This window comes from Mycolicibacterium austroafricanum, assembly GCF_902705885.1.
Taxonomy (GTDB): Bacteria; Actinomycetota; Actinomycetes; order Mycobacteriales; family Mycobacteriaceae; genus Mycobacterium; species Mycobacterium vanbaalenii_A.
Genome location: NZ_CACSIP010000056.1, coordinates 100608 through 123145, shown reverse-complemented (window position 1 = coordinate 123145; position 22538 = coordinate 100608). Strand labels below are relative to the sequence as shown.

Below are 22538 nucleotides of genomic sequence, written 5' to 3'. Positions count from 1 at the left end.
GCCGTCACCGCAGACCCAAACCGCGGGCGATCACACCGCGCAGTACCTCGTTGGTTCCGCCGCGCAGGGTGAAGCCCGGACGCTGATCCATGGCCGAGGCCACGGTGTCTGTGAAGTGTTGGCCGGCTCTGTGATCGTCGGCCTGATGGGCGAATTCGGCGATGTCACCCTCGGTCGTGGTGCCCAGGACCTTGACCACCGCCGCGGGCACGTCGGCGGGCTCTCCGCGTTCCAGGGCGCCCGCGATCGCCGAGGACATCTGGTGCAGTCCAGCGACCCGGGCGATCAGGCGGCCGATATCGTTGTCACGCGGGAGTTGTTGTCCAGCAATCATTTCCGCACACATGTCGAGCAACACGAAGGTGGACAGGAACCGTTCCGGTCCGCTGCGCTCGAAGGCGAGCTCCGAGGTCACCTGCTGCCAACCCTGACCGATCTCACCGAACACCATGGAATCGGGAACAAATGCGCCGTCGAGGATCACCTCGTTGAAGTGGTGTGCACCGTTCATCGAGACGATGGGCCGAACCTCGACCCCCGGTCCTCGAAGGTCGACGATGAACTGGCTGAGGCCGGCGTGTCGATGAGCGGGGTCGACGGGGTCGGTCCGCACGAGCGCGATGAAGGCATGGGCGAGGTGAGCACCGGAAGTCCAGACCTTGGTGCCGGTGAGTGACCAGCCGCCGGCCACCCGCTCCGCTCGGGTGCGCACGCTGGCGAGATCGGAACCCGAATCCGGTTCGCTCATTCCGATGCCGAAGAAGCACTCGCCGCGCACGATCTTGGGAAGGAACTCCGACCTCTGGGCCTCGGTGCCGTACTTGAGCAGGGAGGGCACGATCTGCCGGTCGGCGATCCAGTGGGCGGCCACGGGGGCGCCCGCGGCGAGGAGTTCCTCGGTCACAACGAACCGCTCGAGGAATGAACGCCCGTGTCCGCCATAGGCGACGGGCACCGTCATGCCCAACCAGCCGCGCGCTGCCAGCGCGGCGGTGAAGTCTTCGTCCCAACCGCACAGCCACGCGTCGACCGACGGGGTGAACGCACCGGCAGCGAGTTGCTCGGCGAGGAATTGCCGGACCTGATGCCGCAACCCTTCGGTGGCGGCCGGATCGGCCGCCGACCGGGGTACCAAGCGGGAAAGAGCCATCACTGCCCTGCGGTCTCGTCGGCCGGAGCGGTTTCGGCCACCGTCGGGCCGGTGCCGTTCCCCGTGCGCTCGGGCAGCGACAGGGCGATCCCCACCGCCAGGAAGAACGCGGCCGTGAGCGTGCCGCCGAGATAGTGGTTCATCGGGCCGCCGGGGGAGATGAAGCTGCCGGGCGGCCCGATGATCGTGATGGTCTCGACCAGCTGCTCGACGGTGAACACCGCAGCGCCGGTGCCCAGCCACCGCGGGAGCAGATCTTCGTTGGCGGCCAACAGGATCGGGACGGCCACCAGGATGTGAGCGACGGTCGCAGCGGGCAGCCACATCGCGCCGACGTCGCCGACGACCCGCGCCGCGTCCGTGTCCAGCTGACCGGGACGCAACGCAGGACCACCGGTGAACCAGATCCCGAGGCACAACTGGGCGACCAGCACGGCTGACCCGATCGTGAAGACGTGCGCCGCCGGCCCGCTCAACCGTTCCCGGGCGAACGCCAGCACGACGACCAGGGCGAGCACGGCGAACGCCAGGAGCAGCGCCTGCGCCCTGACGGCGCCTTCGTCGGCTCCGGCGAGCGCGGGGATCACGAGCAGGGCCGTCGCGTAGAGCACCGCGAACGCCAGGCCTGCGATCATCGGGGCGCGACGGTTCATATCGGGAGCAATCGTAGCCACCGTCATCCCCAGTGCGGTGTTCATCCCCAGAACGAGGCGGCCGTCGCGCCGGGACCCGCCGACGTCCGCCGGCGCGCCTACCGTCGGGCGCATGTCAACCGAACTGCCCGCAGAGCGGCTGCGTCGACGCCTCGGCGCAGACGAAGTCATCGGTGCCGCCGACAGCGAGGACGTCGGCGAGCAGCCCGACACGTCGTTGTCGCGATGGCTGCCGGAATCCACGTCGACGGGCCCGGCCGGCTGGATCTCGAAGGTCAGGGCTGACCCGGGCCGGGCCGGGGTGGTCGCGTTGGGTGTCGTGGGCGCGGTCGCCGTGCTGGTGACGGTGTTGAGTTTGTTCGGTGATCGACCGCCCGCGGTGGTCTCCGCGAAACTTCCGCCGGTGGAGATGGTTTCGTCGGATGCTCCGAGTGCCGGGGCGGCCACCTCCGGTCCGGCGCCCCCCGTGGTGGTCAGCGTCGTGGGTCTGGTCAACGCACCCGGTCTGGTCACGCTGGACCCCGGTGCCCGGATCGCCGACGCCCTGGACGCCGCGGGTGGCCCCCTCGACGGCGCCGACCTGTTGGGTCTGAACATGGCCAGGCGGGTCACCGACGGAGAGCAGATCGTCGTCGGAATCGGTGCACCGCCGGGGCAACCGGTACAGATGGGCAGTTCGGTGGTGGCCGATCCCGCCGCGTCCCCGGCGGCACCGTCAGCAGGTGGCGAGGGCTCCGGTACGGCCGGCTTGGTCGACTTGAACGCGGCAACCGTCGAAGAACTCGACACGCTGCCCGGCGTGGGGCCGGTGACGGCCGCGGCGATCGTCGCCTGGCGCGAGGCCAATGGGCGGTTCGACAGAGTGGATCAGCTCGCCGACGTCGACGGCATCGGACCGGCCCGGTTGGACAAACTGCGCGATCATGTCCGGGTGTGACGTCGGTGGTGTCCGCAACGCCCACTGTGTCGGCCCCCGACCTGAGGCTGGTCCCCGCGGCGCTGACCGCGTGGGCGGTCACGGCCGCCGGGATCGTGTGGGCGCAGGCCGGTTCGCTCACCGCGCTGGCGGCGGCGGTGACGGTCACGGCCGCGGTCGGCTGGTGGGGCAGCCGTGGTGAGGGCCGACCGGCGGACCGCCGAGCGCTGGGGACCGGCGTGGCGGCGGTGTTGGTGCTGGGTGGCGGCATGTCCGTCGCGGTGTGGTTGCGGGTCGACGAGGTCCGCCACCATGCGGTCTCCGGCTACTTCGGCGAGGTCGCCACCGTCATCGTCACCCCGACCGAGACTCCCCGGGTGCTGGCGGGCGGGCGGACGATGTTCCGCGGGTCGCTGCTGGAACTCGCCGGGTCCCGATCCTCAGGCCGGGTCGTCGTCTTCGCTTCGGGCGGCGAGTACTCGCGGGTGATGGCCCGGCAGCCGGTGGCGTTTCGCGCTCAGATCAGTGAACCGAAGCGACGTGTCCTCACGGTCGCGGTGCTTGCGGCCAAGGGTGCGCCCACCCTCGGCGCGGCGGCTCCGGTGCACCGTGCGGCCCACGAGGTCCGGAGCAGGTTCGCACAGTCCTCGCGGGCGGCGTTGCCTGCCGACCAGGCGGCCATGCTGCCCGCGCTGGTCCTCGGCGACACCTCCACCGTGCCGGCACAGACGACCGCCGACTTCCGCGCCTCGGGCCTGACCCACCTGACCGCGGTGTCGGGGGCGAACGTGACCATCGTCTGCGGTGCGGTGTTGTTGACCGCGGTGCTGGTCGGGCCGCGGGCGGCAGTGGTGCTGGCCGCGGTCACGCTGCTGGGTTTCGTGGTGGTGGTGCAGCCTTCGGCCAGCGTGCTGCGCGCGGCGGTGATGGGTGCGATCACCCTGCTGGCAGTGCTGTCGCACCGCCGCCGCCAGGCGCTGCCGGCATTGGCGGCCAGCGTGATCGGACTGCTCGTCGCCGTGCCGGAACTCGCGGTCGACATCGGGTTCGCGCTGTCGGTGTCCGCCACCGCCGCGCTGGTGCTCATCGCCCCGGCGTGGTCGCGGCACCTCGCCGGGCGTGGCTGGCCCCGCCCGCTCGCCGACGCCGTCAGCGTCGCGGTGGCTGCACAATTGGTCACCGCGCCGTTGGTGGCCGGTATCTCGGGATCGGTGAGTCTGGTCGCGGTGGCCGCCAACCTGGTGGTGGCGCCGGTGATCCCGCCGATCACCGTCATCGGCACCGCCGCCGCCGCACTGTGCCCGCTGTGGCCTGCCGGTGCCGAACTGCTGATCCGCTTCACCGGTCCGGAGGTGTGGTGGCTGCTCAGAGTCGCGCACTGGGCCGCGGGCCTTCCTGCCGCGTCGGTGCCGGTCCCGTCGGGAGCGGCCGGGGTGCTGACCATCGGGATCGCGGCGCTGGGCATCGCCGCGGCGTGGCAGCGGGTGTGCGGTCGGGTGTCGTCGAGGCATGACACGATCGTGCGGTGAGTCGAGAGAGAACCGGCCTGCACCTGATTCTGGGTGACGAAGAGCTGCTGGTCGAACGGGCCATCGCGGCGGTGCTGAAGCACGCGCGGGCCTCCGCCGGCAGCGGCGGCGCCCCTGCCGACATCCCCGTCGACCGGTTGCGCGCCGGTGAGGTCAGCACCAGCGAGCTCGTCGAGTTGCTCAGCCCGTCGCTGTTCGCCGACGAACGTGTCGTGGTGCTCGAGTCCGCCGCCGAAGCGGGCAAAGATGCGGCCGCGATCATCGAGACCGCCGCGGCGGATCTGCCCGACGGGATGATGCTCGTGGTGGCGCACTCCGGCGGCGGCCGCGCCAAGTCTCTCGCCGATCAGCTCAAGAAGCTGGGAGCCCAGGTGCATCCCTGCGCGCGCATCACCAAGGCATCGGAGCGGGCCGATTTCGTCCGCAAGGAGTTCCGGGCGCTGCGGGTCAAGGTGGGTGACGACACGGTGACCGCGGTGCTCGACGCGGTCGGCTCCGACATCCGCGAGCTGGCCTCGGCGTGTTCGCAGCTGGTCGCCGACACCGGCGGTGATCTCAGCGCGGCAGCGGTGCGCCGCTACCACTCCGGCAAGGCCGAGGTGAAGGGATTCGACATCGCGGACAAAGCCGTCGTCGGTGACGTCGCAGGCGCGGCCGAGGCGCTGCGCTGGGCGATGATGGGCGGCGAACCCCACGTGGTCCTGGCCGATGCGCTGGCCGAGGCGGTGCACACGATCGCCCGAGTCGGTCCGATGTCCGGAGATCCGTACCGGCTGGCCGGTGAACTGGGTATGCCGCCGTGGCGCGTGCAGAAAGCCCAGAAACAGTCACGCCGGTGGTCGCGGGACTCGGTCGCCGAGGCGATGCGGCTGGTGGCGACGCTCAACGCTGACGTCAAGGGTGCGGCAGCGGATGCGGGTTACGCGCTGGAAACCGCCGTACGCAGGGTCGCGGAGCTCGCCGAGGACTGAGCGGAGCTCAGGCCTCAGTGAAGGGCGGAGCTCAGATCTTGTTGAAGGCCTGCGCGAGCGCGGACTTGCGGTTGGCGGCCTGGTTCTTGTGGATCACGCCTTTGGTGGCCGCTTTGTCCAGCTGACGGGTGGTCGAGGCCAGCAGCTCGCCGGCCTTCTCCTTGTCGCCGGCGTCGACGGCCGCACGGAATCCACGCACCGCGGTATGAAGCGACGACTTCACCGACTTGTTGCGCAGCCTGCGGCGCTCGTTGGTGAGGATCCGCTTCTGCTGCGACTTGATGTTGGCCACGCGTGTATTCCTTCGTAAATCTTGGTCGGGTTGCTTGAGTCATGGGGGCGCCCTGGTGTGGGCAGCGAGTGTTCAGGGTACCAGCGGGGCCAGAAATGTCCCAAAGCGAGACCCACTGGCCTGCCGAAACAGCGGAAATGTTGCAGCATGGCAGTCGTGCGTATGCGAAACGCGTCGCACGGGAACCGATCAGCACCGCCAACTGCACCACCGCCCACGTGAGGAGCACAAGACATCTTGGCCACCGAGACGGTACGGACCTCGCGCAGCAACTCCAAGACGGCAAAACGGCATGACGGCGTCTTCGGCGGCTACAACGACCTCGGCGCGTATTCCGAGGCCTTCGACGAGATGTTCGACGGTGACGGCAACGTCCGGGGTCCCTACAAGGGCATTCACGCCGAACTCGCGCCCTCCGATGTCGCCGAACTCGAGGCGCGCGCCGAGGCCCTCGGCCGGGCGTTCATCGACCAGGGCATCACGTTCTCGTTGTCGGGACAGGAACGGCCGTTCCCGCTCGACCTCGTGCCGCGGGTGATCTCGGCGGCCGAGTGGACCCGACTGGAGCGGGGGATCCGGCAGCGCGTCAAGGCGCTGGAGATGTACCTCGAGGACATCTACGGCGAACAAGAGATCCTGCGCGACGGTGTCATACCGCGCCGGCTGGTCACGTCCTGCGAACACTTCCACCGCGAGGCGGTCGGGATCGTGCCGCCCAACGGGGTGCGCATCCACGTCGCGGGCATCGACCTGGTCCGCGACGGGCAGGGAACCTTCCGGGTTCTGGAGGATAACCTGCGGTCCCCGTCCGGTGTCTCCTACGTGATGGAGAACCGTCGCACCATGGCCCGCGTGTTCCCGAACCTGTTCGCCACCCATCGGGTACGCGCCGTCGGGGACTATGCGTCACATCTGCTGCGCGCCCTGCGCAACGCCGCGGCCAACAACGTCGCCGATCCGACGGTCGTCGTGCTGACCCCCGGCGTGTACAACTCCGCCTACTTCGAGCATTCGCTGCTGGCACGGCAGATGGGCGTCGAACTCGTCGAGGGCCGTGACCTGTTCTGCCGCGACAACACGGTGTACATGCGGACCACCGAGGGCGAACGCCAGGTCGACGTCGTCTACCGGCGCATCGATGACGACTTCCTGGACCCGATGCAGTTCAAGCCCGACTCGGTGCTCGGTGTCGCGGGAATCCTCAACGCCGCCCGCGCCGGCAACGTCGTCATCTCCAGCGCGGTGGGCAACGGCGTCGGCGACGACAAGCTCGTCTACACCTACGTCCCGACGATCATCGAGTATTACCTCGGGGAGAAGCCGCTGCTCGCCAACGTCGACACCTTCCGGTGCTGGCTCGATGCCGAGCGCGAGGAGGTACTGGACCGCGTCGACGAGTTGGTGATCAAACCAGTCGAGGGCTCCGGCGGGTACGGCATCGTGTTCGGTCCCGACGCCTCGGAGAAGGAACTGGCGGCGATCACCAAGAAGATCAACGCCGATCCGCGCGGCTGGATCGCCCAGCCGGTGGTGCAGCTGTCCACGGTCCCGACCCAGATCGACGACGCCCTCTCACCCCGGCATGTCGATCTGCGGCCTTTCGCCGTCAACGACGGGGACGACGTCTGGGTGTTGCCCGGCGGGCTGACCCGCGTGGCGTTGCCGGAGGGATCGCTGGTGGTGAACTCGAGTCAAGGGGGCGGCTCCAAGGACACCTGGGTGTTGGCCTCGCGCGCGTCGGTGGCCGACCGCGAACTGGCCGCTGCCGAGGTCGTCCGGTCGCTGCCGAAGGCGTCGGGCAAGGGGACAAAGGCCGACAGGAACGGTGACGGGTCGTCCACCCAGCAGCAACAGTCGCAGGCCAACCGTCAGGAAGAGCAACAGCAACAGCAGCAGCAACAGCAAAAGCAGCAGGCGGTGGTGCGCTGATGTTGGCGCGCAATGCGGAATCGCTGTACTGGATCGGCCGCTACGTCGAGCGAGCCGACGACACCGCCCGCATCCTCGACGTCACCGTGCACCAACTGTTGGAGGATTCCAGCGTCGACCCCGACCACGCGTCCCGGACCCTGCTGCGGGTGCTGGGCATCGAGCCGCCGGATACCGCCCTGGACCTGTGGTCGCTCACCGATCTGGTGGCGTTCAGCCGGGACACCGAAGGTGGTTGCTCGATTGTGGAGGCTATCTCGGCGGCCCGCGAAAACGCCCGCGGCGCACGCGAAGTCACGTCCACCGAGATCTGGGAGTGCCTAAACACCACCTACAACGCGCTGGCCGAGAAGGAGCGGGCCGCCAAACGCCTCGGGCCGCACGAATTCCTGTCCTTCGTGGAAGGACGCGCCGCGATGTTCGCCGGCTTGGCCGACTCCACTCTGTCCCGCGACGACGGCTACCGGTTCATGGTGCTGGGCCGCGCGATCGAACGCGTCGACATGACGGTGCGACTGCTGCTGTCGCGTGTCGGCGACAGCGCATCCTCGCCGGCGTGGGTCACCGTGCTGCGCTCGGCGGGTGCCCATGACACGTATCTGCGCACCTACCGCGGTGTGCTCGATGCCGCCCGGGTTGTGGAGTTCATGTTGCTGGACCGGCTGTTCCCGCGCTCGGTGATGTACTCGCTGCGACTGGCCGAACACAGCCTCGACGAGTTGCACAAGCGGCGGCCGGCCCGGGTGGGCGCCACCGCCGAGGTGCAGCGCCTGCTCGGGCGGGCCCGCAGCGAACTGGAGTTCATGCCGCAGGGGGTGCTGCTGGAATCCCTGGAGGAACGGCTGGCCGCAATTCAGGCTACGTGCGCAGACGTCGGAGAAGCATTGGCGCTGGAGTACTTCCACTCGGCGCCGTGGGTCGCGTGGACCGACGCCGGCCGCAACGCTCTGGTCATCGAAGAAGGAGAGATCTAACGATGAACCGCTGGCGCAGCGATGAGTTCTCGGGCGAAGAGCAGACCATGAAGAGGAGTGGATGATGTGGCGGATGCGCGTGGTGCACGCGACGGGCTACGCCTACAAATCCCCGGTGACCGCGTCGTTCAATGAAGCGCGGCTGACCCCACGGTCGGACTCGCGACAGAACGTCATCCTCAACCGGGTCGAAACCGCGCCCGCCACAAGGTCTTACCGCTATGTCGACTACTGGGGTACCGCGGTGACGGCATTCGACCTGCACGCGCCGCACACCGAACTGGAGGTGACGGCGTCGTCGGTGGTGGAGACCGACCGCCCGGAAAAGCCCAAGGCGAAGATCAGCTGGGAGGACCTCGAGGGCGAGGCGGTGATCGACAAGTACGACGAGATGCTGGCACCGACGCATTACGTCCCCGCGAGCAAGCGGATCGAGCGGGTGGGCCGTCGCATCGCGAAGTACCACGAACCCACCGAGGCCGTCATCGAGGCCGCGCGCTGGGTGGCGGCCGAACTGAAGTACGTGCCCGGTACCACCGGGGTGCACACCTCGGGGGTCGACGCGCTGCGCGAGGGTAGAGGGGTGTGCCAGGACTTCGCCCACCTGACATTGATGGTGTTGCGCGGCATGGGAATTCCGTCGCGGTACGTGTCGGGATACCTGCACCCCAAGCGCAACGCCAAGCTCGGTGACACCGTCGACGGGCAGAGCCACGCCTGGATCCAGGCGTGGACGGGGGAGTGGTGGCACTACGACCCCACCAACGACAAGGAGATCAACGAGCAGTACATCAGCGTCGGGGTCGGCCGCGACTACGCCGATGTCACCCCGCTCAAGGGCATCTACTCGGGCGAGGGGTCGACCGACCTCGACGTCGTCGTCGAGATCACCCGCCTGGCTTAGCGCACACCCCGGGGTGGACCTCCACCCGGTGCAGGTCGTCCCCGATCTCGATCTGACGGTCGAACACCGACGCAGCCAACGCGCGCCACTCCTCTTCCTGACCGGGCTGGATCGCCGGCACGTAGTGGGTGAGGATCAGGATGCCGACACCGGCGCGGGCTGCCGTCTCGGCCGCCTGTTCCACCGTCGAGTGGTAGTCGCAGATGTCCTTGATCCGCTGCATCGGTAGCGGATCAATCAGGTCCTTGCGAATCGCCGTGTGCACCAGTGCTCCTGCTCCGGCGGTCAGGTCGTCGAGGCTTCGGCAGGGCACCGTGTCACCGGCCAGCACCACCGACGCCCCGCCGTGTTCGATCCGGAATCCGATGGTGGGCGCCACGGGACGGTGATCGGTGGGGGCGACCCGGATCGAGACGCCGTCACGGCCCCACACCACACCGTCGGTCACCTCCTCCACCTCGACCGGCGGCGGCGCGGTCAGGTCGGCGTGGTGGGCGATGCGGTAGCCGATGTCGGGTCCGAACGCCTTCAGCATGTTCTCGACGACCTCCGCGGTTCCCGGCGGGCCGATGATCGGCAGCGGCGCCAGGTCCGGGGCGAAGTTGGACACCCACCGGGTGATCAGCACGTCGCCCAGGTCGGCGATGTGGTCGCTGTGCAGATGGGTCAGCAACAGGGCGCTGAGGCTGTTGGCGCCCACCCCGAGCGCGGCGGTGCGTTGCAGTACCCCTCGGCCACAGTCCACCAGGAACGTCTGCCCGCCGGCGCGCACGAGTGTGGACGGTCCCGCGCGCCGCGCGTCGGGGATGGGGCTGCCGGTGCCGAGCAGGGTGACTTCGATCATGCAACCACCTAACCCTCTGAATGGGCGTCCGGGCGGCCGAAAACGCCGAACGCAGCCGTCTTTTTTGCCTAGCCTGGAGGAAGAAACCCACAACGGGGCGGAGAGTTCGATGCGGATATCCGACGTGCTGCGCAACAAGGGTGCGACAGTGGCCACGATCACCCCGGAGACTTCGGTTGCCGGCCTGTTGACGGAGCTGTGCGTACACAACATCGGAGCGATGGTGGTGGTCTCGCCGGACGGGCTGCTGGGCATCGTGTCCGAACGCGACGTCGTGCGGATGCTGCACGAGGTGGGTGCCGAGCTGCTGACACGGCCCGTCTCCGACATCATGACGACGCTGGTGGCGACCTGCACGCCAGAGGACTCCGTGGACAGCCTCAGTGTGTTGATGACCACCAACCGGGTGCGGCACGTCCCGGTCGTGGTCGATGGCCGGCTCGCCGGGATCGTGAGCATCGGCGACGTCGTCAAGACCCGCATGGAAGAACTCGAGCGCGAACAGCAGCAGCTTCAGGCCTACATCACCCAGGGGTGAGCAGCGTGCCGACCAGCATCGACGTCCGCGTCGCGCAGAAGCCGGACGTGCGGGCTCTGGCGCGCGTGCTGGGGCGCGCCTTCTTCGACGACCCGGTGATGAGGTGGATGCTGCCCGACGACGCCCGCCGGGCCAGGGCCCTGCCGCGGGTGTTCGGCGCGATGGCCCGACACCACTTCCTCGCCGGCGGCGCGGTACAGGTGGCGAGCCGGGCCGGGGAGGTCGGCGCTGCCGCCCTGTGGGATCCGCCGGGCCGGTGGAAGCACACCCCGCGCGAGGAGTGGCGGATGATGCCCAGCTTCCTGCTGGCGATGGGGCGCCACGTCGGGCGGGGGATGGGCATGACCGAGCTGATGAAGGAGCACCATCCGGAAGAGCCGCACTGGTATCTGGCGGTCATCGGCAGTGACCTCGAGGTCCGGGGGTCCGGCTTCGGTCAGGTGCTGATGCGGTCACGGCTCGATCGCTGCGACGCCGAGGGTGCGCCTGCCTACCTGGAGTCGACGAAGGAGTCCAACGTTCCCTATTACATGCGGTTCGGGTTCGAGGTGACGGGTGAGATCACCATGCCCGATGGCGGGCCCACGATGTGGCAGATGTGGCGGCAGCCGGTATAGCGCGAAAGGATCGGGGAACTGGCCGTAGGCCCCGATCACGGAGCCGTAGGCCCGCCCACGGATAGGAGTCGACTCGATGTACGCCGGCATCGCCTCGATGCTTCTGGTGTGCCTGGTCGGTGGGGTCGGCGCGTACCTGCTGCACCGGTTGACCGCGGTGGCGCCTGAGGCGCTGGTGTCGCTGCCGTTTCAATCAGGTTGGCGGCCCGAGGAACACGCGCTGTCGCGCTACCACGTGCGTTGGTACCTGGCGACGTTGATCTTCCTGGCATTCGATGTCGAGATGCTGTTCATGTACCCGTGGGCGGTCGTGGTCGTCGAGATGGGCTTCAGCGCGATCGTCGAGATGTTCGTGTTCCTCGCGGCACTGTTGATCGCCGTGGTGTGGGCCTGGCGGGAAGGGGCGCTGCGGTGGTCCTGAAGGGGTTTCCGGCGCGGCTGGCCGTCGCCCGAACGCATGTCCTCGCCGTGGAGCTGCCAGGGCAGTGGCCGACCCGCGTCGCGCTGCAGCGCCGGGTGCTGGCCCGCGGCTGGCGGATGGCGGTCAGTCCCGCCGACGCCGACGTGCTGGCGGTGTGCGGCGTGCCGGGCCCGCAGATGGCTGCGGTGATCGATCTGGTCTGGGATCAACTGCCGGGGCCACGGGTCCGCACCGAGGTGGCCGACGGCTACGCGGTCGACGACGTGCTCGACTGTGCGGCCGCCGAATTGCTCGACACCGCAGCGCAAGTCGGCGACGCGCGCAGCCGCCCGCAGCGCCCCGACCACGGCGACATGGACCACGGCGACATGGACCACGGGGACATGGACCACGGGGACATGGCGCCGTCCGGTGTCCCGCTGGCCGGCGGTGCAGACGACCGCGACGGACTGGAGATGGACGTGCTGCACCTGGGGCTGGGGCCGGTCCTCGCCCACTGGCCTTCCGGGATGCGGCTTCGGTGCGTGCTCAGCGGCGACGTGGTGACCGAGGCGACGGTCACGCTGCTGGACTCCGATCACCATCCCGCCCCCGCAGCTCCCGTCGCGGCCCGGCAGTGCGACCACCTCGTCGACCTGCTCACGCTGGCGGGCTGGCCGCATCTGGCGAAGAGAGCACGCCGGTGCCGCGATCTGCTGCTCGACGACCCCCGCGACCAACACGCCCGGGACCAGTTCGAACGGCTGCGGCGCAGTGTGCGCCGTTCACGGTTGCTTCGCTGGTCGCTGCACGGACTCGCACCGCTGAGCCCCGACCAGCTTGCCGTCGCCCGGCTGCCGGCCTCGCTTGCGGGAGACACCTACGACCGGTTGCAGACCCGGATCCGGGTGGTCGGCGAACTGCTGTCGAACCGGCCGACCGTTGATCGGCTGCATGTCGACCCGGCGGCAGTCGCCGACGCCCTGCCGGGCATCGTCGTCGGCCTCGACGTGGCCGCGGTCCGGTTGGTGATCGCCGGGCTCGGTGTCGACACGACGGTGGCCGCACAACTGGGGGCGCCGTGACCGGGACGACGGTGGTGTCGGCGGCCTGGGCGCCGGTGGCTGCGGCGCTGCTGCTGATGCTCGCGTACTACGCGGCCGCGCTCGACAGAGCGCAGCTGTCGGCGCCGGTGGGTGAAACGGCACGGCTGATGCGGCAGCGGCGCCGGGTGACGATCGAGGCGGATCGGCCGCTGTGGCGTCTCGGTGGCGGTGGCCTGCTCGTGGCCGCGTTGCTGATGATCACGGTGGTGCCGCTCGGGAAGTGGGTGCTGTTCGACCTCGATGTCGGGGTCGTCTGGTTCAACGCGATGGATGTGCTGGTCTGGGCGCTGGTGTGGCTCGCCGGGTGGGGGCCGAACTCGACACACTCGCTGATCGGTGGCTACCGCTTCCTCGCGCAGGGGCTCGGCTACGAGTTGCCACTGATGTTCGCGCTGGTCGCTCCGGCGATCGCGGCGCAGAGCCTGCACGTCGGCACCGTCGCGGCCGCCCAGCAGGACCTGTGGTTCGTGGTCTGGATGCCTGTCGCATTCGTGGTGTATTGCCTTGGGGTGACCGGATTTTCGGTGTGGGGTCCGCTGTCGGCCGCGGTAGGTGACGACATCGCCGGCGGGGTGACTGCCGAACTCTCCGGCGTCGACCGGTTGCTGTTCGAGGTCGGCCGGTACGCCCTGCTGGCTGCCGGAGCGGCGTTCGCGGTCCCGCTGTTCCTCGGTGGCGGCGCCGGCCCGCTGCTTCCGGCTTGGCTGTGGGTGCTCGTCAAGACCGTGGTGTTGCTGACGCTGTTCGTCTTGGTGCGGCGCCGCCTTCCGCTGTGGCGACCCGACAAGTTCATGGAGGTGGGATGGATGGTGCTGTTGCCCCTGGTGCTCGCACAGGACCTCGTTGTCGCCGTCATCGCGGTCTGGAGGGGCTGACACTGTGATCACCGACATCGTGTTCTGGATCGCCGCCGCGGTGGCCGTGACCGCCGGGGCCGCGGTGTTCGCGGTCGACTCGATGGCCCGGGCCACCTACGCGCTGGCCGCGTCGTTCATCGCGGTCGGGGTCGTGGTGCTGCTGCTGCAGCAGAACTACGTCGGCGTGGTCGTCATCTTGATGATGGTCATGGAGATGGCGGTGATGGCCGTCTACATGGTCATGTTCATGGGGATGAACCCGGCGTTGATGCCGATGAGCATGGTCCACGGCAAACGCCTGTCGCTGGCTCTCTCGGTCGGGCTGTTCCTGCTGCTGAGCGCAGGCATCCTGCTGGTCGACTGGCCGGCCCGCCGCGGGACGCCACCCGCGGACGTCACGGTCGCGCTGGGGGAGGCGCTGATGGGTCCCAAGATGCTGGCGATGATCGTGATCAGCCCGGTGATGGTGGCCACCATCGTCGGGGCGGTGGTGCTGGCGGCGCACCGGGGACGGTACGACCGCTTCGGCGACCACCTCGACCAACGGCCGCCGCGGGATCCGCAACCGGGCGGAGTCGGACGATGACCCTGCAGATGCTGCTGCTGGTGGCCGCCGCGTTGTTCTGCGTCGGCCTCTACGGTGCGTTGTCCCAGCAGGTGGTGGTCATGGTGATGATGGGCCTGGAACTGATGATCAACGCCGTGATCCTCGCTGCCGCGGGCCTGTGGTGGTTCCTGGCGCCCGCGCCGACGGGTCAGGTGCTGCTGATGGTGATCATCGCCGCGATGACGGTGGAGATGGCGATGGGATTCGCCGTCGCCACGCTGCTGCACCGTGACCGCCGGGCCGATATGACCGACATGGCCACGGACCTGTCGGGATAGCCCGGTGCTCACATTTCCCGACCTGGCGCTGTGGGCACTGGTGTGTCTGCCCGCGCTCGCCGGCGTCACGCTGCTGCTGACCCACACACCGGTGCGCGCCGCCGCGGCGGTGTCCATCGGCGTGTCGGCCGTGGTGGCCGCGCTGTCGGCGGTGGTCGCGGTGACCCGGCCGGCGGTCGGGGTGGCGTTCCTGGCGGGAACGGACTTCGCACTGGGGGTCGACGGCCTGTCGGGCACGGTGGTGCCCGCGGTGGCCGTGATCACGCTGCTGGTACTGACGTTCGCGGCGGGCGAGCGCGCGGTGGCCGGCCACCGGTTCCACGGGTACATGCTGGTGTTCGCCGCCGCCGCGATGCTGACCGCCACCGCGACCACCCTGCCGGCGCTGCTGCTGGCGTGGGAGGTGATGGGGGCGGCGTCCTACGCGCTGATCGGCTTCCGGTGGCAGGACCAGCATCGTGTCTCGGCGGGATTGACCGCGTTCCTGACCACCCGCACCGCGGATCTCGGGCTGTACCTCGCCGCCGGCGCCGCGCTGGCCGGGGGTGCCGGGCTGGCGCTGGGGGACCTGGCCGATTCGACGCCGGGCTGGCGGCACGTGATCGCCGCGGGTGTGCTGGTCGCCGCGCTGGGCAAAGCGGCGCAACTGCCGTTCTCGTTCTGGCTGGCGCGGGCGATGGAGGGCCCCAGCCCGGTGAGCGCGCTGCTGCACTCGGCGGCGATGGTGGCGATGGGGGCCTACCTACTGCTGCGGGTGTCGCCGTTGCTCGCTGCCACCGGCTGGGCCGCGACCGCGACCGTGTGGCTCGGCGCGGCGACCGCGGTGGGGCTGGGCCTGGTGGCCGTCGCGCAGCGCGATCTCAAGCAGTTGCTGGCTGCGTCCACCTCCGCGCAGCTGGGTTTTGTGGTGATGGCCGCCGGGCTGGGCGCAATCGGCGGCGGTGCGGCACAACTCGTCGCGCACGCGTTCACCAAGGCCGGGTTGTTCCTCGCGGCCGGGGCGTGGTTGACGCTGCTCGGCAGCAAGAACCTCGACGACCTTCGCGGGGCGGCCCGGAAGTGGCGGGTCGTCGGCGTCGCGGCGACGGTGTCGGCGCTGGCGCTGGCCGGTGTCGCGCCGCTGTCGCTGTGGGCGACCAAGGACGCGGTGCTGGCCGTCGCGCTCGAACACTCGGTGTGGTGGTACGCGGCGGGTCTGCTGGCCACTGCGCTGTCCGCGGCCTACGCGGGCAAGATCCTGCTGGTCCTCTGGCGTCCGGCACCCGACCGCAACACCGTCGGTGCGGCGCCCGGTGGGTTGGAGCAGCTACCTCTGGTGGTGCTGGCGATCGGCGCGGCGGGGGCGGGTGTGCTCGCGCTGCCACCGCTGGGCATCACCGCGAGCGCGCCGGTGACCGAGCTGGCCGGTTCGGCGGTGCTGGCCGGCGCGGTGGTGCTGGCGGTGTGGCGGTGGGGTGTTCCCGAGCCGCGGTGGGCGCAGGCCTGGTTCGGACTCGAGCGGGCCGCGCAGCGGGTGGTGGTGGCACCTGCGCTGCGACTGGCCGACAGCCTGGCACGGTTCGACGACCAGGTTCTGGACCGGTCGGTGTCCAGCGCCGCGCTCGCGCTGACGCGGCTGTCCGGGGTTGCGGCGCGCTTCGACGACCGGGTCATCGACGGCGCCGTCGAGGCGACAGCGACGGTGGCGCGCGGTACCGCCGACCGGCTCGCCCGCGCCGACCACCGCGTCGACGGTGCGGTCGAGGCGACGGCGGCGCTCACCCGGCGGCTGGGGGAGCTGGCCCGCAGACCGCAGACAGGTCAACTGCACCAGTACTACATGGTCGCCGCGGTGATTATGGTCGTCGCCGTCGTCCTACTGCTCGCGTGAGGTGGATGTGCTGTGAGGTGGATGTGCTCAGTCTGATCGTGTTCCTGCCGCTGGCCGCTGCCCTGGTGCTGCTCGCCGTCCCGGCGCTGACCGATGCCGCGGTGCGCTGGTCGTGGGTGGCGGTCACCGCGACCGAGGTCGGACTGGTCGCGGCGGTGTGGCTGCGCTACGACACCCCGCCGCCGAACACGCTGGCCTTCGACGAGCAGGTGGCGTGGATCCCCGGCGTCAACAGCAGCTACCACGTCGGCGTCGACGGCCTGTCGCTGCCGCTGGTCGCGATGACCGCGGTGATCTTCCTGGCGTGCGCGGTGTACAGCCTGCGTGACAGCGACCGCCCGCGCACCCAGGCCGCGCTGTTCCTGTTCCTGCAGACGGTCAGCTTCGGGGTGTTCGTGGCCGCCGACCTCATCCTGTTCTTCGTCTTCTTCGACCTGTCGATCGTCGCGATGTACTTCGTCATCGCCGGCTGGGGTCACGGGGATGCGGGACGGTCGGCGCTGAAGTTCTTCCTGTACACCTTTCTCGGATCGCTGGCGTTGCTCGTCGGCTTCATCGGCCTCTACATCGGCGCCGAACCGCACACCTTCGACATGGTCGAACTGGCCGCGGTGACGCCACTGGCCGGCCGGCCGCTGGCAGGTGGGCTGGTGCTGGCCGCGGTGCTGATCGGGCTGCTGATCAAAACGCCGACGTTCCCGTTCCACACCTGGCTGCCGCCCGCGCACACCGATGCCCCGGCGATCGGTTCCGCGGTCCTGGCCGGGGTGCTGCTGAAGATGGGGACCTACGGCTTGGTGCGCATCGCGATGCCGATGCTGCCGCAGGCCTGGCGGGACTGGGCATGGGTGATCATCGCCATCGGGGTGGTGTCGGTGTTGTACGGCGCGCTGGTCGCGCTCGCCCAACAGGACCTCAAGCGGATGATCGCCTACACCTCGGTCAACCACATGGGTTATGTGGTGCTCGCCGTCGGCGCCGCCGGCCTGACCGCGGCCGGCACCGCTGAGGCCCGCGACATCGCGGTCACCGGCGCGGTGACCCAGATGGTCAGCCACGGATTGATCACCGCCGCGCTGTTCCTGCTGGCCGGGGTGTTCTACACGCGCACCGGCAGCTACCGGATGGCCGACTACGGCGGCCTGGCCGGCCCGGCACCCAAGCTCGCCGCGCTGTTCGCGGTGGGGGCCTTCGCCTCGCTGGGGTTGCCGGGATTCTCCGGGTTCATCGCCGAGTTCCAGATCTTCACCGGCAGCATCGCCGCCGCGCCCGTCACCGCCGTCGCGCTGCCCGGCATCCTCATCACCGCTGCGCTGTTCCTGCGCGCCTTCCAGCGGCTGTTCACCGGTGCGACCGCCGGCCTGTCGGAGGGCTTCACCGACCTGCGCCGCGTCGAAATATGGTCGCCTGCAACGCTGTTGGCGCTCTCGGTGGTGATCGGCCTGCTGCCCCGGGTGCTGCTGGACACCATCGAGCCGGCCGCGCACACACTCGTCACGCTCGTCGGGCGGTAGCGGCCGGTGCCCTCCCACGACGACATGCAGCTGTCGCTGATGCTGCCGGAGATCCTGGTCTTCAGCGCCGGGCTGGCCGTGCTGCTGGGCGGGTCGTTTCTGGCGCGGCAGCGCCAGTGGTGGGGCCGGGTGGTCTCCGCGACGGCCCTGGCCGCCGCCGCCGCTGTGGCCGCGGTACAGCTGTCCAGGCCGGACGCCGCGGCGTTCGACGGCACGTTCGCGGTGGATACCCCGACCGGGGTGGCGCGGATCGTGGTCGTGCTCGGCGCTCTGTTGGTGCTTGCGGTGGCCGGCGACGAGATCGCGGGATCACCGCGGGAGAGCGAGACCTATGCATTGCTGCTGTTCGCCACCAGCGGGGTGCTGGTGCTCGCCGGCGCGGCCGACCTCCTGGTGCTGATCGCCGGTTACCTGTTGGCCAGCATCCCGCTGTACGCGTTGATCGGGTTGGCCCGCTCGCCGCAGGCCGCGGAGGCCGCGATGAAGACCTACCTGCTCGGTGCGCTGTTCGGCATCCTGCTGCTGTCCGGTGTCACGCTTCTCTACGGCGTGACCGGCAGCACCTGGTACCCGGAGATGGCCACCGAGCTGACCGGTGCTCCCGCGGCAGTCGTCGCCGCCGGGACGGTCGGGATCCTGGGTGGCTTGCTGTTCAAGGCCGGCGGCGTACCCGCACATTTCTGGGTGCCCGACGCCGCGCAGGCCACGACCGGCACCGCGGCGCTGTTCCTCACCACGGTGCCCAAGGTGGGCGCGCTGGTCGCGATCTACCGGCTGGTGCAGACGTTGCCGGAGACCGTCGAATGGGCGTTGCTGATCGCGGTGCTGGCGGTGGCGAGCATGACCCTGGGCAATCTGGCCGCGTTCTGGCAAACCGATCCGCGGCGACTGCTGGGCTGGTCGACCGTCAGTCAGGTGGGCTACCTGCTGGTGCCGGTCGCGGTCGCCGGCCGCGCCGAACTGGCGCAGCCTGCGCTGTTGTTCTACCTGGCCGCCTACACGGTGACCAACAGCGCGGCGTTCGCCGTGTCGACCGCGCTACCCACGCTGCGGGACGTGCAGGCCTACCGCGGGCTGATGCGGTCGCGGCCGTGGATCGGCGCGGCCCTGATCGTGGCGTTGCTCGGGCTGCTCGGCACCCCGCCGACCGCGGTGTTCCTCGGCAAGCTCACCACCACCGCCGCCGCCTGGGAGGGGGACGCCGCCTGGCTGGTCGTGGCGGTGTTCGTCAACACCGTGGTGAGCCTGTTCTACTACCTGCGCTGGATCATCCCCACCGTCCAGCGTCCCGACCCCGACGATGACGCGTTCAGCGCGCACCGCTGGTCGGCCGGTGCGGCAGTGGGGGCCGCCGGACTCAGCCTGGTTCTGGGTGTGGCCGCGGGTCTGGCATGGCCGGTGCTGGCCGGTTGAGCGGTCAACTCCACGAGTAGTCGGCGCGCAGCCGGGCCGCGACGATGTCGAACACCGCACGGTCGAGGATCGCGCCCTCGCGCCTGATGCCTTCCTCGGGGACGTCGAGCACCCGATCCAAACGCACCCAGCTGGTGCGTCCCTCGTAATCCCAGCTGCCGCTGCCGATGCTGACCCAGTTCGGATCGTCGCGGTGGTGGTCCTGACTGGACAGCATCAGGCCGAGCAGGATGCGGCGGTCCCGGCCCACGACCAGCACCGGGCGGTCCTTGCCGCGGCTCGGATCGTCCTCGTAGACCACCCAGGTCCACACGACCTCACCCGGGTCGGCCTGGCCGTCGAGATCCGGCGCGTAGACGACTCTGCGGGCGCGGTGCGCGGTCGGGACGAGATTGCGCGACACCGGCCGCCCGGCAGGCAGCTCAGGCGCCCGGTCGTCGGGCGAGCCGGCCAGGGTCTCCAGGCCGATCCGGATGCCCTGCTGGATGCCGCGCTGCAGGGTCTCGGATCTCTGCAGTTGGCGGACGAGTTTCGGAGCCTCGTTGAAGACGAGGTTCTCGGTGTTCTTCCGCACGAACCGCTGAAACGTCCTCCAGCCCGATGACGATGACGCCATACCGACCGAGCATAGGCGCATGCCGGGACGCTCGATTGTGTCGGGAAGGCCTGCGCTCGATACTCTTGTCTGGCCTGCCCAAGCAGACAAAACCGGTCAACCAGGAGATTCCCATCAGTAGCTTCGCCGACAAGACCTTCACTGCGCCGGCGCAGATTCGGAACTTCTGCATCATCGCCCATATCGATCACGGCAAGTCGACGCTGGCCGACCGGATGCTCGGCATCACCGGAGTCGTCGCGGACCGGGACATGCGCGCCCAGTACCTGGATCGGATGGACATCGAGCGGGAGCGCGGCATCACGATCAAGGCGCAGAACGTGCGGCTGCCGTGGAGCGTCGGGGAGGGGCAGGATGCAAAGCAGTTTGTGCTGCACCTGATCGACACTCCCGGCCACGTCGACTTCACCTACGAGGTGTCCCGCGCGCTGGAAGCGTGCGAGGGCGCGGTGCTGCTGGTCGACGCCGCCCAGGGGATCGAGGCGCAGACGCTGGCCAACCTGTACCTGGCCCTGGACCGCGACCTGACGATCATCCCGGTGCTCAATAAGATCGACCTGCCCGCCGCCGACCCGGACCGCTACGCCGCCGAGATCGCCCACATCATCGGCTGCGAACCGGGTGACGTGCTGCGGGTCTCCGGCAAGACCGGGGAGGGCGTCACCGAGCTGCTCGACGAGGTGGTCCGGTTGATCCCGCCGCCGGTCGGCGACGCCGACGCCCCGGCGCGGGCGATGATCTTCGACTCCGTCTACGACATCTACCGCGGTGTCGTCACCTACGTCCGGGTGGTCGACGGCAAGCTCAGCCCGCGCGAGAAGATCAAGATGATGTCCACCGGGACCACCCACGAACTGCTGGAAGTCGGCATCGTGTCCCCGGAGCCCAAGGCCACCGAGGGTCTCGGCGTCGGCGAAGTGGGCTACCTGATCACCGGGGTGAAAGACGTTCGGCAGTCGAAGGTCGGTGACACCGTTACCACCGCCCGCCACGGCGCCACCGAGGCGCTGACCGGATACCGCGAACCCAAACCGATGGTCTACTCCGGCCTCTACCCGGTCGACGGTTCGGACTACCCGAACCTGCGCGACGCGCTGGACCGGCTCCAGCTCAACGACGCCGCGCTGATGTGGGAGCCGGAGACGTCGGTGGCGCTCGGGTTCGGTTTCCGGTGCGGGTTCCTCGGGCTGCTGCACATGGAGATCACCCGGGAGCGTCTGGAGCGTGAGTTCGACCTCGACCTGATCTCGACGTCGCCGAACGTGGTCTACCGGGTGATCAAAGACGATGAAACAGAGCTGATGGTGACCAACCCGTCGGACTGGCCAGAAGGCAAGGTGCGCACCGTCTTCGAGCCGGTGGTGAAGACGACGATCATCGCGCCCAGTGAGTTCATCGGCTCCATCATGGAGCTGTGCCAGTCACGGCGCGGCGAGTTGGGTGGCATGGACTATCTGTCTCCGGAGCGGGTCGAACTGCGCTACACCATGCCGTTGGGCGAGATCATCTTCGATTTCTTCGACTCGCTGAAGTCGCGCACCCGCGGCTACGCCAGCCTCGACTACGAGGAAGCAGGCGAACAGGAAGCCCAGCTGGTCAAGGTCGACATCCTGCTGCAGGGCGAGGCCGTCGATGCGTTCAGCGCCATCGTCCACAAGGATTCGGCCGCGGCCTACGGCAACAAGATGACCACCAAGCTCAAAGAGCTCATCCCGCGCCAGCAGTTCGAGGTGCCGGTGCAGGCCGCGATCGGCTCGAAGATCATTGCCCGCGAGAACATCCGGGCCATCCGCAAGGACGTCCTGTCCAAGTGCTACGGCGGTGACATCACCCGCAAGCGCAAGCTGCTGGAGAAGCAGAAGGAAGGCAAGAAGCGGATGAAGACCATCGGCCGGGTCGAGGTGCCGCAGGAAGCGTTCGTTGCGGCACTGTCCAGCGAATCGGCGGCCGACAAGCCCAAGAAATAGCGATGGGCTGTCGCGGGTTGGCCGTTGCGACAGCACCACGTGACGTATGGGTGTCAAAGCGCGAGATATTCCCGACCAGCCGACTGGCCGACCGTCGCGCAGATCGCCGTCAGCTACCGGGCTGACTTTGCTGGCGTGACGGTGCGGTGACCGGACCGCCGATGCGGGACAAGCGAGGAGACACCGCCGGACAGTCTGTGAACACCGTGACTGCGTGGGTGCGCGGCTGCTCTGGAGCGCCGCCGCGCCATCGCGGCTGGGCTATTGCCCTCCTCGCGTGACTGCCGATTGCCCGGCAAACCAATTGCTGCCCAAAGGATTATCAGCCATCGGTGGGCACGGGACCCTGTCGTCATTGGCTGGCGTTGTGCGTGTGCGGGACGCCACCGGCCTCGACACGGTCGCTCGGACTCGCCCCGGCAACCGTGTGCGATCGCTTCGACCTCGGCTCCGACTGGCGACGCGTCTGCGATTGCTAAATCCGCAACATTCGTCAGGAACATTGCACATTTTACGCTCGCGTGGTTTACGCTCCGGTAGGGCGATATTACCTACCAGTAACGTTACTCGTGAGTCAGGATCGAGGGGGCGAT

The 22538-nt window shown here is 69.1% G+C and carries 22 protein-coding genes; 17 read left to right on the top strand and 5 right to left on the bottom strand.

Annotation, left to right across the window (positions count from 1 at the left end; translation table 11 throughout):
- Positions 1 to 4 precede the first annotated feature (4 nt).
- On the bottom strand, positions 5 to 1150 hold the full coding sequence (locus BEMPMBAN_RS28730; RefSeq protein WP_159234877.1) for an acyl-CoA dehydrogenase family protein: 1146 nt from the start codon (positions 1148 to 1150) through the stop codon (positions 5 to 7).
- Entirely contained in the window at positions 1150 to 1803 is a 654-nt protein-coding gene (locus BEMPMBAN_RS28725) for a hypothetical protein (protein WP_159234988.1), read from the bottom strand. Before BEMPMBAN_RS28725 ends, BEMPMBAN_RS28730 begins: the two co-directional genes overlap by 1 nt.
- A gap of 112 nt (positions 1804 to 1915) precedes the next feature.
- Between BEMPMBAN_RS28725 and BEMPMBAN_RS28720 the strand changes: the two genes are divergently transcribed.
- Genes BEMPMBAN_RS28720 through holA form a run of 3 tightly spaced genes read left to right on the top strand, consistent with a single transcriptional unit; the run spans position 1916 to position 5219 of the window.
- Positions 1916 to 2740, top strand: coding sequence for a ComEA family DNA-binding protein (locus BEMPMBAN_RS28720; protein ID WP_159234876.1), 825 nt, complete (start codon positions 1916 to 1918; stop codon positions 2738 to 2740).
- Entirely contained in the window at positions 2737 to 4248 is a 1512-nt protein-coding gene (locus tag BEMPMBAN_RS28715) for a ComEC/Rec2 family competence protein (protein ID WP_234897752.1), read from the top strand. Before BEMPMBAN_RS28720 ends, BEMPMBAN_RS28715 begins: the two co-directional genes overlap by 4 nt.
- Positions 4245 to 5219: a DNA polymerase III subunit delta gene (gene holA, locus BEMPMBAN_RS28710; RefSeq protein ID WP_159234875.1), complete on the top strand. Its 975-nt coding sequence runs from the start codon at positions 4245 to 4247 to the stop codon at positions 5217 to 5219. The genes BEMPMBAN_RS28715 and holA overlap by 4 nt, the downstream gene beginning before the upstream one ends.
- 31 nt (positions 5220 to 5250) lie before the next feature.
- Here the strand turns inward: holA and rpsT are convergent, their stop codons facing one another.
- Complete coding sequence (gene rpsT / locus BEMPMBAN_RS28705) at positions 5251 to 5511, bottom strand: 30S ribosomal protein S20 (RefSeq protein ID WP_159234874.1); 261 nt, start codon at positions 5509 to 5511, stop codon at positions 5251 to 5253.
- A 237-nt stretch (positions 5512 to 5748) separates the two neighbouring features.
- Here rpsT and BEMPMBAN_RS28700 point away from each other — a divergent pair, with 237 nt between their 5' ends.
- The 3 genes from BEMPMBAN_RS28700 (at position 5749) to BEMPMBAN_RS28690 (ending at position 9318) form a co-directional block, all read left to right on the top strand.
- Positions 5749 to 7440 (top strand): circularly permuted type 2 ATP-grasp protein, encoded by a 1692-nt coding sequence (locus tag BEMPMBAN_RS28700; RefSeq protein WP_159234873.1) that lies wholly within the window; start codon positions 5749 to 5751, stop codon positions 7438 to 7440.
- Positions 7440 to 8414, top strand: coding sequence for an alpha-E domain-containing protein (locus tag BEMPMBAN_RS28695; RefSeq protein WP_159234872.1), 975 nt, complete (start codon positions 7440 to 7442; stop codon positions 8412 to 8414). The genes BEMPMBAN_RS28700 and BEMPMBAN_RS28695 overlap by 1 nt, the downstream gene beginning before the upstream one ends.
- Positions 8415 to 8478: 64 nt before the next feature.
- Complete coding sequence (locus BEMPMBAN_RS28690; RefSeq protein WP_159234871.1) at positions 8479 to 9318, top strand: transglutaminase family protein; 840 nt, start codon at positions 8479 to 8481, stop codon at positions 9316 to 9318.
- On the opposite strand, the gene BEMPMBAN_RS28685 is transcribed toward BEMPMBAN_RS28690, so the two are convergent.
- Complete coding sequence (locus tag BEMPMBAN_RS28685; RefSeq protein WP_159234870.1) at positions 9302 to 10162, bottom strand: ribonuclease Z; 861 nt, start codon at positions 10160 to 10162, stop codon at positions 9302 to 9304. The two genes, BEMPMBAN_RS28690 and BEMPMBAN_RS28685, sit on opposite strands and share 17 nt — an antisense overlap.
- A 109-nt stretch (positions 10163 to 10271) precedes the next feature.
- On the opposite strand from BEMPMBAN_RS28685, the gene BEMPMBAN_RS28680 reads away from it, so the two are divergent.
- From BEMPMBAN_RS28680 to BEMPMBAN_RS28635, 10 genes are all read left to right on the top strand, one after another.
- Positions 10272 to 10700 (top strand): CBS domain-containing protein, encoded by a 429-nt coding sequence (locus tag BEMPMBAN_RS28680; protein ID WP_159234869.1) that lies wholly within the window; start codon positions 10272 to 10274, stop codon positions 10698 to 10700.
- Positions 10701 to 10705: 5 nt separating this feature from the next.
- On the top strand, positions 10706 to 11317 hold the full coding sequence (locus BEMPMBAN_RS28675; protein ID WP_159234868.1) for a GNAT family N-acetyltransferase: 612 nt from the start codon (positions 10706 to 10708) through the stop codon (positions 11315 to 11317).
- A 76-nt stretch (positions 11318 to 11393) separates the two neighbouring features.
- Positions 11394 to 11738: an NADH-quinone oxidoreductase subunit A gene (locus tag BEMPMBAN_RS28670; protein WP_159234867.1), complete on the top strand. Its 345-nt coding sequence runs from the start codon at positions 11394 to 11396 to the stop codon at positions 11736 to 11738.
- A complete protein-coding gene (locus BEMPMBAN_RS28665) occupies positions 11729 to 12802 on the top strand; it encodes a hypothetical protein (protein WP_234897751.1) in 1074 nt (357 codons plus the stop codon). Before BEMPMBAN_RS28670 ends, BEMPMBAN_RS28665 begins: the two co-directional genes overlap by 10 nt.
- Before the next feature lie 56 nt (positions 12803 to 12858).
- Positions 12859 to 13698, top strand: coding sequence for a complex I subunit 1 family protein (locus BEMPMBAN_RS28660; protein ID WP_200846159.1), 840 nt, complete (start codon positions 12859 to 12861; stop codon positions 13696 to 13698).
- Positions 13699 to 13702: 4 nt separating this feature from the next.
- A complete protein-coding gene (locus tag BEMPMBAN_RS28655; RefSeq protein WP_159234865.1) occupies positions 13703 to 14266 on the top strand; it encodes an NADH-quinone oxidoreductase subunit J family protein in 564 nt (187 codons plus the stop codon).
- A complete protein-coding gene (locus tag BEMPMBAN_RS28650) occupies positions 14263 to 14565 on the top strand; it encodes an NADH-quinone oxidoreductase subunit NuoK (protein ID WP_159234864.1) in 303 nt (100 codons plus the stop codon). The genes BEMPMBAN_RS28655 and BEMPMBAN_RS28650 overlap by 4 nt, the downstream gene beginning before the upstream one ends.
- A 4-nt stretch (positions 14566 to 14569) precedes the next feature.
- The gene (locus BEMPMBAN_RS28645) at positions 14570 to 16435 is read left to right on the top strand and encodes a proton-conducting transporter transmembrane domain-containing protein (RefSeq protein WP_234897750.1); all 1866 of its coding nucleotides are present in this window, start codon (positions 14570 to 14572) and stop codon (positions 16433 to 16435) included.
- Between the two features lie 23 nt (positions 16436 to 16458).
- Entirely contained in the window at positions 16459 to 17949 is a 1491-nt protein-coding gene (locus BEMPMBAN_RS28640) for a complex I subunit 4 family protein (protein WP_159234984.1), read from the top strand.
- Between the two features lie 24 nt (positions 17950 to 17973).
- Positions 17974 to 19362 carry an NADH-quinone oxidoreductase subunit N gene (locus tag BEMPMBAN_RS28635; protein ID WP_159234983.1) on the top strand — a complete coding sequence of 463 codons (1389 nt, stop codon included), beginning with the start codon at positions 17974 to 17976 and terminating at the stop codon, positions 19360 to 19362.
- A gap of 4 nt (positions 19363 to 19366) precedes the next feature.
- Here BEMPMBAN_RS28635 and BEMPMBAN_RS28630 read toward each other — a convergent pair whose 3' ends face one another.
- Entirely contained in the window at positions 19367 to 19978 is a 612-nt protein-coding gene (locus tag BEMPMBAN_RS28630) for a type II toxin-antitoxin system PemK/MazF family toxin (protein WP_159234863.1), read from the bottom strand.
- Positions 19979 to 20013: 35 nt separating this feature from the next.
- Between BEMPMBAN_RS28630 and lepA the strand changes: the two genes are divergently transcribed.
- The gene (gene lepA / locus BEMPMBAN_RS28625; protein WP_425295020.1) at positions 20014 to 21945 is read left to right on the top strand and encodes a translation elongation factor 4; all 1932 of its coding nucleotides are present in this window, start codon (positions 20014 to 20016) and stop codon (positions 21943 to 21945) included.
- The last annotated feature ends 593 nt before the right edge of the window (positions 21946 to 22538 follow it).